Origin of the sequence: Amycolatopsis ultiminotia, from assembly GCF_039536925.1 — a bacterium.
Classification (GTDB): Bacteria; Actinomycetota; Actinomycetes; order Mycobacteriales; family Pseudonocardiaceae; genus Amycolatopsis; species Amycolatopsis ultiminotia.
Genome location: NZ_BAAAZN010000016.1, coordinates 104,058 through 117,145, shown reverse-complemented (window position 1 = coordinate 117,145; position 13,088 = coordinate 104,058). Strand labels below are relative to the sequence as shown.

13 protein-coding genes are annotated in these 13,088 nt (G+C 70.6%); 6 read left to right on the top strand and 7 right to left on the bottom strand.

The window, feature by feature from the left end:
• Positions 1 to 172: 172 nt before the first annotated feature.
• Positions 173 to 1,297 carry an aromatic ring-hydroxylating oxygenase subunit alpha gene (locus ABD793_RS30950; protein WP_344866413.1) on the top strand — a complete coding sequence of 375 codons (1,125 nt, stop codon included), beginning with the start codon at positions 173 to 175 and terminating at the stop codon, positions 1,295 to 1,297.
• A 3-nt stretch (positions 1,298 to 1,300) separates the two neighbouring features.
• Here ABD793_RS30950 and ABD793_RS30945 read toward each other — a convergent pair whose 3' ends face one another.
• Complete coding sequence (locus ABD793_RS30945; RefSeq protein ID WP_344866411.1) at positions 1,301 to 1,963, bottom strand: GntR family transcriptional regulator; 663 nt, start codon at positions 1,961 to 1,963, stop codon at positions 1,301 to 1,303.
• Positions 1,964 to 2,170: 207 nt separating this feature from the next.
• On the opposite strand from ABD793_RS30945, the gene purU reads away from it, so the two are divergent.
• From purU to ABD793_RS30925, 4 genes are all read left to right on the top strand, one after another.
• Positions 2,171 to 3,019 (top strand): formyltetrahydrofolate deformylase, encoded by an 849-nt coding sequence (gene purU / locus ABD793_RS30940; protein WP_344866409.1) that lies wholly within the window; start codon positions 2,171 to 2,173, stop codon positions 3,017 to 3,019.
• 24 nt (positions 3,020 to 3,043) lie between these two features.
• Complete coding sequence (locus tag ABD793_RS30935) at positions 3,044 to 5,488, top strand: GcvT family protein (RefSeq protein ID WP_344866407.1); 2,445 nt, start codon at positions 3,044 to 3,046, stop codon at positions 5,486 to 5,488.
• A gap of 50 nt (positions 5,489 to 5,538) precedes the next feature.
• Positions 5,539 to 6,012, top strand: coding sequence for a hypothetical protein (locus ABD793_RS30930; RefSeq protein ID WP_344866405.1), 474 nt, complete (start codon positions 5,539 to 5,541; stop codon positions 6,010 to 6,012).
• Positions 6,013 to 6,105: 93 nt separating this feature from the next.
• On the top strand, positions 6,106 to 6,930 hold the full coding sequence (locus ABD793_RS30925) for an aldo/keto reductase (protein ID WP_344866403.1): 825 nt from the start codon (positions 6,106 to 6,108) through the stop codon (positions 6,928 to 6,930).
• Here ABD793_RS30925 and ABD793_RS30920 read toward each other — a convergent pair whose 3' ends face one another.
• From ABD793_RS30920 to ABD793_RS30895, 6 genes are all read right to left on the bottom strand, one after another.
• Positions 6,931 to 7,620, bottom strand: coding sequence for a hypothetical protein (locus ABD793_RS30920; protein WP_344866401.1), 690 nt, complete (start codon positions 7,618 to 7,620; stop codon positions 6,931 to 6,933).
• 107 nt (positions 7,621 to 7,727) lie between these two features.
• Positions 7,728 to 8,621, bottom strand: a complete 894-nt coding sequence (locus tag ABD793_RS30915) for a 3-methyladenine DNA glycosylase (RefSeq protein WP_344866399.1) — start codon at positions 8,619 to 8,621, stop codon at positions 7,728 to 7,730.
• Between the two features lie 151 nt (positions 8,622 to 8,772).
• Positions 8,773 to 9,816 carry a hemolysin family protein gene (locus tag ABD793_RS30910; RefSeq protein WP_344866397.1) on the bottom strand — a complete coding sequence of 348 codons (1,044 nt, stop codon included), beginning with the start codon at positions 9,814 to 9,816 and terminating at the stop codon, positions 8,773 to 8,775.
• Positions 9,813 to 11,144, bottom strand: coding sequence for a hemolysin family protein (locus ABD793_RS30905; RefSeq protein WP_344866395.1), 1,332 nt, complete (start codon positions 11,142 to 11,144; stop codon positions 9,813 to 9,815). Before ABD793_RS30905 ends, ABD793_RS30910 begins: the two co-directional genes overlap by 4 nt.
• Positions 11,145 to 11,333: 189 nt before the next feature.
• Complete coding sequence (locus ABD793_RS30900; protein ID WP_344866393.1) at positions 11,334 to 11,900, bottom strand: TIGR03086 family metal-binding protein; 567 nt, start codon at positions 11,898 to 11,900, stop codon at positions 11,334 to 11,336.
• 8 nt (positions 11,901 to 11,908) lie between these two features.
• The gene (locus ABD793_RS30895; RefSeq protein ID WP_344866391.1) at positions 11,909 to 12,532 is read right to left on the bottom strand and encodes a TetR/AcrR family transcriptional regulator; all 624 of its coding nucleotides are present in this window, start codon (positions 12,530 to 12,532) and stop codon (positions 11,909 to 11,911) included.
• A gap of 187 nt (positions 12,533 to 12,719) precedes the next feature.
• On the opposite strand from ABD793_RS30895, the gene ABD793_RS30890 reads away from it, so the two are divergent.
• On the top strand, positions 12,720 to 13,052 hold the full coding sequence (locus ABD793_RS30890) for a hypothetical protein (protein WP_344866389.1): 333 nt from the start codon (positions 12,720 to 12,722) through the stop codon (positions 13,050 to 13,052).
• The last annotated feature ends 36 nt before the right edge of the window (positions 13,053 to 13,088 follow it).

The window sequence follows — 13,088 nt, the reverse complement described above, 5'->3', positions numbered from 1 at the left end:
CGGAGTGGTCTCGTTCACGGGCGGGTGGCTTCCCGCGGCGTCCTGTTCTTCGGCGGGTTCCTTCGCCGGACAGGTTCGTTCCGGGGCGAGTCCGTGCCCGGCCACCCCGGACGGCCTTGAGCAATTCCCGACCCCCCCGACGACCTTGTCCTTCCCGAGAGGAGCACTGCCGGTGACCACCACCGACCTCCCGCAGAGCCTGCTGCCGACGTTGTCCGGCCGGCATTACACCGACCCGGGGATCTTCGCCCGGGAGCAGGAGCGGATCTTCGAAACCGAATGGTGCTGCGCGGTCCGCAGTGCCGACCTGCCCTCGGCGGGTTCGTTCGAGACTGTCCAAATCGGACGGGAAAGCGTGATCGTCGCGCGCGGGCGGGACGGACGGCTGCGGGCCTTCCTGAACGTCTGCCGGCACCGCGGCGCCCGGCTCTGCGCCGAGGAGAAGGGCTCGGTGAAGCGCGCGTTCCAGTGCATGTACCACGCCTGGACCTACGGGCTCGACGGGAAGCTCGTGGCCGCGCCGAATCTCACCGGGATGCCCGACGTGGACCGGACCGAGTACGGCCTGACCGAGGTGGCGTTGCGGGAATGGCTCGGTTATGCGTGGGTGTGCCTGGCCGCGGAGCCGCCGTCGTTCGCCGACACCGTGCAGGCCGACGTGGGTGCGCGGCTCGGCGGACCGGGGGAGATCGAGGCCTACCGGATCGACGAGCTCGAGCTGGGCCGTCGCATCGAGTACGACGTGCGGGCCAATTGGAAGCAGATCATCGAGAACTTCATGGAGTGCTACCACTGCGCCACGATCCACCCGGAGCTGACCGAGGTGCTGCCGGAGTTCGCGGACGGCTACGCCGCGCAGTACTACGTCGGCCACGGCGCGGAGTTCGGCGAGGACGTCTCGGGGTTCACTGTGGACGGCAGTGCCGGGGTGGAGCGGCTGCCGGGGGTCGGGGCGCACCAGGACCGCCGGTACTACGCGATCACCGTCCGGCCGCAGGTGTTCGTGAACCTGGTGCCGGACCACGTGATCCTGCACCGGATGTTCCCGCTTGCGCCGGACCGCACGCTGGTCCGCTGCGACTGGCTCTACCTGCCGGAGGTGGTCGCCTCCGAGGTGGACCTGTCCCGTTCGGTCGAGCTGTTCCACCGGGTCAACCAGCAGGATTTCGAGGCGTGCGAACGGTGTCAGCTCGCGATGGACTCCCGCGCCTACGCCCGCGGCGGTGTGCTGGTGCCGAGCGAGCACCACATCGGGCTGTTCCACGACTGGGTGCGCGGACGGCTCGAGGACCGGTGAAAACTAGATGAGGACCCGGATCGCCTTTTCGAAGCTGATCACGTGGTCGAGGGTGAGCTCCGCGGCTTTGTCCGCGTCGCCCTCGGCCACCGCGGTCAGCAGTGGCAGATGCTCGCCGACGTGGCCGGCCATCCCGTGCAGCCTGGGCAGGAACACACACCAGATGCGGGTGGCGAGGTTGTCGTAGTGGATCAGGGTGTCCTCGAAGAACGGGTTGTGCACGCAGCGGTAGATCGCCCGGTGCAGGTCGAGGTCGGTGCGCAGCAGTTCGCGATTGTCCGCCGAAGCCGCGGTGCCGAGCCGGTCGCGCAGCGCGGCGAGCTGCTCGCGGTCGTGGTCGGTCGCGTTGGTGGCGGCGGCCGCCGCGGCGGTGGGCTCCAGGATGTGCCGGACCTGGGAGATGTGCGCCAGATCGGAGATGTTGACTTCGGTGGCGAACGTGCCGCGCCGCGGGTAGGCGATCACGAGGCGTTCGGTCTCCAGCCGTTTCAGCGCTTCGCGGATGGGGGTGCGGCCCATGCCGAGCGCGCTGCTCGCCCACTCCTCGTTGATCGGGTCGCCCGGTCTGATGCCGAGCATGACCAGCTGGTCGAGGAGGAACTCGTAGGCGCGATCGGCCAGCGACGGTGCGGTGGCCGGAATGACGTGGTTGACCGTGGTACTCACCCGGCATACTCTACCTCGAAGATTGATATATCAGTAGTCGGCCAGCTGGTCCGCGAGGGAGGCAGGAATGGCGACGCACTCGCACGCAGGTGCTCCGATGACGGGTGCGCACCCGCCGGAGGACCCCGGGTTCCGGTGCCGCGGCCCGCAACCGCGGGGTGCGGCGTGGCTCGCGGACACCGCGCTCGACCACCGGGAGGCGCTGTCATGACCCACCACTTCACGCTCACCCTGCACTGCCCGGAACGCGCCGGGCTGGTGCACGCGGTGACCACCTTCCTCGTCGGCCACGGCTGCGACATCGTGGAGCACCAGCAGTTCGACGACGACGTGCACGGGGAACTGTTCCTGCGCACCGAATTCACCTGTGCCGCCACGCTGACCGAGGACGAGCTGACCCGCGAGTTCGCGCCGATCGCCGGGGACTTCGGCATGCGGTTCCGGTTCTGCTCGCCGTCGGCGGACCGGATACTGGTGATGGTGTCGAAAGCCGGGCACTGCCTCAACGACCTGCTCTTCCGCTGGCGGGCCGGCGGCCTCGGCGGGGACATCGCGCTCGTGGTGTCCAACCACGAGGACCTGCGGCCGATGGCCGAGGCGGCCGGGGTGGCGTTCGAGCACGTGCCGGTGACGCCCGCGACCAAGGCCGAGGCGGAGCAGCGGCTGCTCGACCTGGTCGGCGAGCATCGCATCGACCTGGTCGTGCTGGCGCGGTACATGCAGGTGCTTTCGGACGGGCTGTGCCAGAAGCTGCAGGGCCGGGCGATCAACATCCACCACTCGTTCCTGCCCGGTTTCAAGGGTGCGAAGCCCTACCACCAGGCCTATGACCGCGGGGTGAAGTACGTGGGCGCGACCGCGCACTACGTGACCCCGGAACTGGACGAGGGCCCGATCATCGAACAGGAGGTGCAGCGGGTGGACCACAGCCATTCACCCCGCGCACTCGCCACGGTCGGCCGCGACGCCGAGGCGCTGGCGCTCTCCCGCGCGGTGCGCTGGCACTGCGAACGGCGGGTGCTGCTGGGTGGCACCCGCACCGTCGTGTTCCGCTGACCCGTTCTCTTGCAGGGAGTTCTCATGACCCGTGTGGTGATCATCGGGGCAGGCATCGTGGGTGCGAACCTCGCCGACGAGCTGACCGCGCGCGGCTGGACCGACGTCACGGTGCTCGACCAGGGCCCGCTGCCGCTGACCGGCGGCTCGACCTCGCACGCGCCGGGCCTCGTGTTCCAGACCAACGCGTCGAAAGCGATGACCGAGTTCGCTTCCTACACCGTGGGCAAGCTGCGGGAACTGGAGGTGGACGGGCTGCCGTGCTTCAACCAGGTCGGCGGGATGGAAGTGGCGAGCACCCCGGCGCGATGGGAAGACCTGAAGCGCAAACAGGGCTGGGCCACCGCGTGGGGGGTCGAGGCGCGGCTGATCGACCCGGGCGAATGCGCCGAACGATGGCCGTTGCTGGACAGCACAACCGTCTTCGGCGCGCTGTACGTGCCCACCGACGGGCTGGCCAAGGCTTCCCGTGCGGTGGTGGCGCTCGCCCGGCGTGCCGAAGCCAACGGTGCGCGGTTCGTCGGAGCCACCCGGGTGACCGGCATCCTCGAATCGCACGGGCACGTCACCGGCGTGCAGACCGCCGACGGAGAGATCCCCGCCGACATCGTGGTGTCCTGCGCGGGCTTCTGGGGTCGTGAGATCGGCGCGATGGTCGGCATGCCGGTACCGCTGCTGCCGCTGGCGCACCAGTACGCGAAGACCGGGCAGGTGCCCGAACTGCGCGGCCGCAACACCGAGCAGAGCGAGGCGAGCCTGCCGATCCTGCGGCACCAGGACCGGGATCTCTACTTCCGCGAGCACGTCGACCGGATCGGGATCGGCTCGTACGCGCACCGCCCGATGCCGGTCGACGAGTTCGCCGAGCCGGGGCGGGTGACCGAGTCGGCGATGCCCTCGATGCTCCCGTTCACCGAGGACGATTTCGCACCGTCGTGGGAGGAGAGCAGGCTGCTGCTGCCCGCGCTGGGGCGGACGAAGGTGGAGGAAGGCTTCAACGGCATCTTCTCGTTCACCCCGGACGGTCAGTCGCTGGTCGGCGAATCGTCGCAGGTGCGCGGGTTCTGGCTGGCCGAGGCGATCTGGGTGACGCATGCGGCCGGGATCGCGAAGGCGGTCGCGGAAACCCTCGTGCACGGGCGTGCCGAAACCGATCTGCACGAGCTGGACGTGCACCGGTTCGAGGACGTCCAGCTGGCGCCGGAGTACGTGCGGGAAACCGCGCAGCAGAACTTCGTGGAGATCTACGACGTGCTGCACCCGCTGCAACCCCGGCTGTCCCCGCGGGAGCTGCGGGTGAGCCCGTTCCACGACCGCCAGCGTGAGCTCGGTGCAGTGTTCCTGGAGGCGGGCGGCTGGGAACGGCCGCACTGGTTCGAGGCCAACGCGCCGCTGCTCAAGGATCTGCCGCACGATTTCCTGCCGCCGGCGCGCGACGGCTGGGCCGGGCAGTTCCATTCGCCGATCGTGGCCGCGGAAGCGTGGCACACCCGCAACGGCGTGGCGCTGTACGACATGACCCCGCTCAAGCGGGTGGAGGTGAGCGGCCCGGGTGCGCTGGAGTTCCTGCAGGGGCTGACGACCAACCAGCTGGACAAGTCCGTCGGCTCGGTCACCTACACGCTGATGCTCGACGAGGCCGGCGGGGTGCGCAGCGACATCACGGTGGCGCGGCTGGAACCGGAGCTGTTCCAGGTCGGGATCAACGGCGGCATCGATGTCGCCTACCTGCGCGCGCATGCGCCGGAAACCGTCCGGGTCCGGGACACGACCGGCGGCACGTGCTGTATCGGCGTGTGGGGGCCGCTCGCCAGGGACCTCGTACAGCCGTTGTCCCGCGAGGACCTTTCGCACACCGGGCTCAAGTACTTCCGCGGCCGCCGGGCCCGGGTCGCCGGGGTCCCGGTCACCATTCTGCGGCTGTCCTATGTGGGCGAACTCGGCTGGGAGATCTACACCGACGCGGACAACGGCCGCCGGTTGTGGGACGCGCTCTGGGCGGCCGGACGCGAACTCGGCGTGATCGCCGCCGGACGCGGGGCGTTCAACAGCCTCCGGCTGGAGAAGGGCTACCGGCTGTGGGGCACGGACATGACCACCGAGCACGATCCGTACGAGGCCGGGGTCGGCTTCGCGGTGCGTCCGGCGAAGGGTGAGTTCGTGGGACGCTCGGCGATCGACGGCCGCAGCGAGGACACCGCGTCCCGGCGGTTGCGCTGCCTCACCATCGACGACGGCCGGACTGTGGTGCTGGGCAAGGAACCGGTGTTCGTCGGCGGAGCAGCTTCCGGGTACGTGACCAGCGCGGCCTACGGCTACACCATCGGGCGGCCGATCGCCTACGCATGGCTGCCCTCCTCGGTGGGCGTCGGCGAACCGGTGGCGATCGGCTACTTCGGCCGCCAGGTGGCCGCGACGGTCGCCGCCGAACCGCTGGTCGATCCCGAGATGACCCGTATCCGCCGCTGAACCGGCCGACCCGTCCCGGCAACCGGGACCGAACGGGAGGAGGACCCGCCGTGCGGGACCAGATCGTGAGCGATTTCCTGAACTCGCTGGCGCGGCCGGCGGTGCCGGTCCCGGCCGGGGCGACGGTCGCGGCACTCGCCGTCGCGCAGGCCGCTGCGCTGCTCAGCCGGGCCGCGGGCGGAGACGCCGAGGCGGACCGGCTGACCCGGCACGCGCTGCGGCTGGCGGAGAAGGACGCGCATGCCGTGGCGCATCCGTCCCGATCGTGGGCGGACCCGGCCCTCGAGGTGATCGGCGCAGCAGGCGAGGTGATCGGGCTGGCCGAGCGGTTGCTGTCCACTGTGGACCGGGCAGCGCTGGTCGACGTGTCCGCGGCCGCGGAGATGGCACGCTCGTCCGCGATCGCCGCGCAGGTCGCGGTGGAGGCCCGGGACGGCACCGGATCCGACGTCGACGCACTGGCCGAGCGGGCGGCGCGGGTGACCGGGACGGTCCGCGCGACCGGCGTGCGCAGCGGGGTGTGAGCGGGGCGGGGCAGGGGAGTGGCAAGATCGGCGGTGTTCCCGCAAGACCGCAGACGTCAGAGACCCCGCAGACCCTGCAGTGAGGATCGCCGGATGGCTGTGCCGCCCCTGCTCACCCTGAACAACTCCGTCACCGTCCCGCAGCTCGGATTCGGCGTCTACCAGGTCCACGCCGCGGAGGCGGAAAAGGTGGTCTCGACCGCGATCGAGGCCGGTTACCGCAGCATCGACACCGCCACGCTGTACGGCAACGAAGCCGAGGTCGGCGCGGCGGTCCGGGCGTCGGGCCTGCCCCGCGAAGAGTTCTTCGTGACCACGAAGCTGTGGAATTCCGAGCACGGCTACGACAACGCCCTGCGTGCCTTCGACCGCAGCGCGGCGGCGCTCGGGCTCGGGACGGTCGACCTCTATCTCATCCACTGGCCGCAGCCGGGGCTGGACCGCTACGTCGAGACCTGGCGGGCGCTGGAGCAGCTGCTTCGGGACGGGCGGGTGCGCGCGATCGGCGTGTCGAACTTCGGTGTCGCGCACCTGCGCCGGCTGCTGGACGAGACGGACGTGGTGCCCGCGGTGAACCAGGTCGAGCTGCACCCGTGGCTGCAGCAGGTGCCGTTGCGGGAGTTCCACGCCCGGCACGGCATCGCCACCGAGGCGTGGAGCCCGCTGGCCCGCGGGCGGCTGCTGGGCGACCGGGTGGTCACCGCGCTGGCCGCGAAGTACGGCAAGACGCCCGCGCAGCTGGTGCTGCGCTGGCACCTGCAGCTGGGCACGATCGCGATCCCGAAATCGGCCACCCCGGCGCGGATCCGGGAGAACCTCGCCGTGTTCGACTTCGAACTGGCCGAGGACGACCTGCTCGCGCTGGCCGAACTGGACGACGGCACGCGCACCGGACCCGATCCGGAGCGGCTGGGCTGATCAGCGGGCCGCTGCGCCCGCGGCCGCGAGATCGGCCAGCTGCGCGGGCTCCTTGAGGAAGGCGCGGAAGCTCTGCGTGGCGCGCTGCCGGGTTTCGTCGGTCGACGGGCCGTTCAGCGCCACGAACAGGTAGCCGCCTCCGGCCGGGCCGCCGCCCACGGACATCGCGGGCGAGCCGATCACGTCCGGGGTGGTCTGGCTCAGCTTGGTGACCCAGTACGGCGATTCGGAGATCCAGCCGTCCGGCACTCCGCCGATGGTCTCCGGCCCGGCTTTCCCGCTCAGCGCGGTGAGCACCTCGGGAGCGGGCCTGGACTGCACGTCCACGTGCACGCAGCTGCCGTGCACCACGGTGAGGTCCTGGTTCCAGCGGGTGGCCGCGGTCTGTACCGGGCGGGCGACCTGCGGGGTCACCACGATCCGGACGTCGGTGCGGCCGCCCGAACAGCTGGCGGCCTGCGCCTCGGCGCGGTTGTTGAGCTCGCCGTCGGCCCAGTTCCAGCCGACGATGCCGAGCGCCACGAGGACGACCAGACCGGCCACGGCGATCGGCCACTTCGCAATCCGCCGCCGGGTGCTCTGCTTCCCGACGACCCGGTGCGAACCGGTCGTCTCACTGCGGCCCGCGGACCGCGAAGGCGGGTCGAGGGGGTGCGGCACCGGCTCCTCGGCCAGGTTGTGTCGCCCCATCGTTGTCCTTTCGTGACGTAAACATTACGTGCGGTAATGCAACTCCATCGTTATCACTCTAACAGGTCAGAAACCCGCGGTGAACATTGTGACTGAGAGTTGCCTGGTTACTCGAGTGGCGCGAACCGCCCGTCGAGCAGCGTGCGGCACACTTCGATCAACCGCGCGCGCAGCGGCTCGGCCCGCCGCGTGAACGCCGCTTGGGCCCGCGCGTAGTCCGCCCGGCCTTCCGCCGTTTCCACCCGGACCGGCGAGTAGCCGTACCCGCTCAGATCGTACGGGCTCGCGCGCATGTCCAGCTCGCGGATGTCCGCGGCGAGCTCGAAACAGTCCCCGACCAGCTCGGCAGGCACGAACGGATCCAGTTTGTACGCCCACTTGAACAGATCCATGTTGGCGTGCAGACAGCCCGGCTGTTCCAGTTCGACCTGGCTTTCCCGGGTGGGTGCCAGCGTGTTGCGCGGCCGCGCCGGTCCGGTGAAGAACCGGAACGCGTCGAAATGCCCGCACCGGATGTCCATCGATTCGACCACGGCGTCGGTGTCCGCCGAGCCGAGCCGCAACGGGACCTGCGCGTGCCGCACCGAGTCCGCCGGTTCGCGATAGACCATGGCCCACTCGTGCAGCCCGAAACAGCTCAACCGCGGCGACCGGGACGCGGTGGCGGACAGCAGCCGCAGTACGAACTCCGCGGTCCGCGCGCGCCGTCCGGTGAACGCGCCCGGATCGAGCGCGACGCCGTGCGCGGACTCCGCATACCCGGCCCGGTCGAGGAACCGGCGCCCGGCCGGGCCCGCGAGCACCACCCCCGGTCCCGGCTGCCAGCGCTCGAGGTGCCCCGGCCGGTACGAGTAGTAAGTGAACAGGAAGTCCAGCACCGGATGCTTTTCGCCACGGGCACGGCGTTCCTGGTGCGGAACCGTCCACGCCCGCATCCGCTCGGCGTGCGCCAGCTCCCGCGCCCGCCACTCGCCCTCGGCGAGCACGACCGCGGTACTCATGCCGCCTCCGCGGGAGGGAGTGCGTCGGCGGTGTTTGTTGCCGCCTCCGCGGGAGGGAGTGCGTCGGCGGTGTTTGTTGCCGCCTCCGCGGGAGGGAGTGCGTCGGCGGTGTTTGTTGCCGCCTCCGCGGCAGGAAGTACGTCGGCGGTGCTCATGCCGCCACGTGGGTGCCGTCGCGCACGGTTCCCACGTACTCCTCGACCAGGTCTTCGAGTGCCACCACACCGACGGCGCGGCCGTCGGTGTCGAGCGCTCGCGCGAGATGGCTGCCTTCCTTGCGCATCGCCGACAGTGCGTCGTCCAGGCGTGCGTCGGAGCGCAGTTCGGTGAGCGGGCGGGTCCGGCGGTCCGGCACCGCGGTGTCCGGGCTCTGTCCGACGAGATCCAGAATGTCCTTCACGTGCACGTAGCCGGTGAGCGAACCGTCGTCGGTGCACACCGGGAACCGGGAGAAGCCGGTGGACGACACCGCGCGTTCCACGTCGCCCAGTGTCGGACGGCACGGCAGCGTGGTCAGCTCTTCAGTGCGCACGAGCACGTCCGCGACCGTCTTCGCGGCGGAGGACAGCGTCTGCGTGAGCCTGCGGTGCTCGGACTGTTCCAGCAGTCCTTCCCGGCGGGATTCGCTCAGCAGCTCGGCCAGCTCGGCGGAGGTGTAGGCAGTCTCCAGCTCGTCCTTCGGCTGCACCTTCACCGCCCGCAGCAGCGAATTCGCGACGAAGTTGAGGAACACGATCACCGGGCTCGCCAGTTTGACCCACCCCACGTGCACCGGGACGAGCCACAGCGCCAGCCGCTCCGGTTCGGCGATCGCGAGGTTCTTCGGCACCATCTCGCCGGCCAGCACGTGCAGCATCGTGATGAACGCCAGCGCGAGCGCGAACGAAATCGGGTGCAGCAGCTGCTCGGGCAGGCCGAGCAGATCGAAGAAACCGGAGAGCCGGTGTGCCACCGCGGGTTCGCCGAGCCTGCCGAGCAGCAGGGAACAGATGGTGATGCCCAGCTGGGCGCCCGCGAGCATCCTGGACACGTGCCTGCTCGCGTTGATCACGATCCGCGCGCGGGTTTTTCCCTGCTCCAGCAACGCTTCCAGCCGGTCGCGCCGGGACGAGATCAGGGTGAATTCGGCGCCGACGAAGAACGCGTTGGCCAGCAGCAGGACCACGACGAGTGCGATGTTCAGCCAGTCGTTCACGCGACCACCTCGCCGGCCGGCTCGACCGGCCGCACCTGCACCTCGGCGATGCGGTGCCGGTCCATCGAGGTGACCGAGAGCCGCCAGCCCCCGACCTCGGCCGCGTCTCCCTCGTCCGGGATCCGGCCGAGCCGTTCGAGGATGAGCCCGGCGATCGTCTCGTAGTCGCCCTCGGGCATCCGGAACCCGGTGACCTCGCTGACCTCGTCCGCACGCAGCTGGCCCGACACCAGCCAGCGGTCCTGCCCGACCTGCTGCGAGGCGGGTGCTTCGCGGCCGTCGTGTTCGTCGCGGACGTCGCCGATGAGCTCCTCGACCACGTCCTCCAGGGTGACCAGTCCGGCCGTGCCGCCGTACTCGTCGACCACGATGGCGACCTGGAACCGGGAATCGCGCAGCCGGTTCAGCAGTGCGTCGCCGGACAGCGACTCGGGCACGGTGGGCACCGGCCGCATCGCCGAACGGATCCGGGTGGTCGCACGGTCGGCCGCGGGCACCGCGAACGCCTGTTTGACGTGCACTGCGCCCTGCACGTCGTCGAGGTCCTCGGTGTAGACCGGGAACCGGGAAAACCCGGTGCGCCGGGAGATGTCGATGAGGTCGTCCACGGTGTCGTCCACGGTGAGCGACTCGACCTGGACCCGCGGCGTCATCAGCTCGTCCGCGGTGCGGTCGCCGAAACGCAGCGAACGGTCGAGCAGTTCCGCGGTGGAGGTGTCGAGCTTCCCGCTTTCCGCGCTGGAGCGCACGATCGAGCCGAGCTCCTGCGGCGACCGGGCCGAGCGGAGTTCCTCCTGCGGCTCCACGCCGAACTTGCGGACCACGAAGTTGGCGCTGTTGTTCATCAGCGTGATCAGCCAGCGGAACAGCGCGGAGAACCGCGCGTGGTACCCGGTCACCGCGCGCGCGGTGGGCAGCGGCCGCGCGATCGCCAGGTTCTTCGGGACCATCTCGCCGAGCACCATGGACAGGAAGGTGGCCAGCAGCAGCGCGACCACCAGTGAGATCCCGGACGCGACCGGACCGGGCAGTCCGGTCGCCGCGAACAGCGGGTGCACCAGGTCGCCGATCAGCGGTTCGGCGAGGTACCCGGTGATCAGCGTGGTCAGCGTGATCGCGACCTGTGCGCCGGAGAGCTGGAAGCTGAGCGTGCGATGTGCCTTCTGCACGGCGACCGAACGGCGGTCACCGACCTGGCGGACGGCGGCGTCGACCGTGCTGCGCTCGAGCGTGGTGAGCGAGAACTCGGCGGCCACGGCGAGGCCGGTGCCGATGGTGAGCAGCAGGAAGAGCACTACCCCGAGCACGGAGAGCAGGACGTGGGTCATGCCGCACCGCCGGGGAGGAGCAGTCGGGCGGTGGACGGGAAGCCGGGTCTGGAACCCGGCCCGGTACTGTCACCGGGCGATGGCGCGGCGCGCACGGATGGAGTCACTCCTCGGACAAGCGGTGTGTACTGCGACGATGCCGGTAATCGTACCGGGTGCACGGGCGGACCCGCCGGGGAACGCGCGGTTTCAGCGCGGGCGCCTGCCCAGCAGTGCCACCAGCCGCGCGGGGGCGCCCGCGGCGGGGCTGACCGCGACCGGCGGATCGACCAGCCCGCTGCCCTGGATGTCCTCGACCATCGGGCGGACCACGTCGAGCAGCCGGGTGGCCAGCTCCGCGGGCACCGGGTTCGGCTCGCCCAGCGCGGTGGCCAGGTCCCAGCCGTGCACCGCGAGGTCGATCGTCATCTGCCAGCCGTACTCCTCGGCGGGCAGGAGACCGGCGGACACGTGCACGGTGCGGCCCGGCACACCGGGGGAGAGCCAGGCGGAGCGGGCGGCGGCCGCGGCACTTTCCCAGGTGGCGACCGGATCGGTGCCCAGCACGTCGCCGTCGAAGCGGTCGCCGACCTCGTCGAGTGTCGCCCCTGCCAGCAGGTGCGGGGCCCAGAGCTGCTCGGCGACGAGGTGGTTCACCAGATCGCGGACCGACCAGGCGGTGCACGGCGTGCCCCGGTCCCAGTCCTGCGGCCCGATGGCGTGCACGGCCCGGTCGAAGAGGTCCAGTGCGTTCCCGTGCGCGGCGAAGAGATCCACAGCCACATTCAACACGAAGTGCCCGGCGCCGCAGTGCGGGGAACCGTCCGCGCGGCGCCGGGACGGTGCCGGCGCACCGTCTCCTCCACCAGGTCGAGCACCGGGCCGAGATCGTCGCCGGGAAGGCCCATCGCCAGGTGCGAGACCAGCCCCTCCAGTACCAGCTCCAGGAACGCGGTGAGCACGTCGACGTCCACGTCGTCGCGCAGGTTGCCCGCCTCGCGCTGGCGTTCGAGGCGTTCCCTGGTCGCGGTGGTCAGCTGCTGTGAGCGCTCGGCCCAGCGGGCGCGGAACTCCGGATCGGTGCGCAGCCTGCGGGAGACCTCCAGCCGGGTGCCCAGCCAGTCCGCCGGATGCGCGCTGCGGCCGGCCAGCAGATCACGCATCACCTGGACGAGGCCCTGTTCGGCGACGACGTCGGCCATCCGCACCGCGTCGTCCTCGGCGAGCGCGAGGAACAGCGACTCCTTGTCGCGGAAGTGGTGGAAGATCGCCCCGCGGGACAGGCCGGTGGCCTCCTCGAGACGGCGCACTGTGGCACCCTCGTAGCCGTGCCTGGCGAAGCACACGCGTGAGCCGTCGAGGATCTGGCGCCGGCGTGCGTCGAGGTGATCCTGGCTGACCCGTGGCATCCTGGAATCCTGACACTAGGAACCGGGTTCTCGCAATCCGTACGTACGTACTGTGACTGTCGGTGCCCGCCGTGCCGTGCGGTCCTCGTCACGCCTGTGAAACCCCTGTGTTCGGCTGACACGGACTTGCCGTTTGGCTAGGCTGGCGCATCGTCACGATGCGTGATGCACGGGGAAAGGAACGGCCTTGGCCAACGGCGGAGCGGACCCCGCGGGCAGCGGCTTCGCCATGGACGCGGCCGAGCTGACCGCGGTGATCGGCCTCTGGGAGGACCAGCTCGAGAAGGTCGCCGCGGACGGCCGCGCGATCGAGGAGATCCTGGCGGTCTTCCGCGCGCCCGCGGCGGACCCGGCGAGCGCGGAGTACGCCGCCTCCGGCGCCGATTCCCTGCGCACGCTGCGGGACCAGAACGAGTCGATGCGCCGGTATGTGCAGGACTACCTGGGCAAACTGCGGGCGGCGCGGGACCGCACGGTCGGCACGGACCGGGAGAATGCCGAACTCGGCCGGATGCGGTGACCGGCGCGCTGCGCGTACAAGACTGCCCGGTACGGG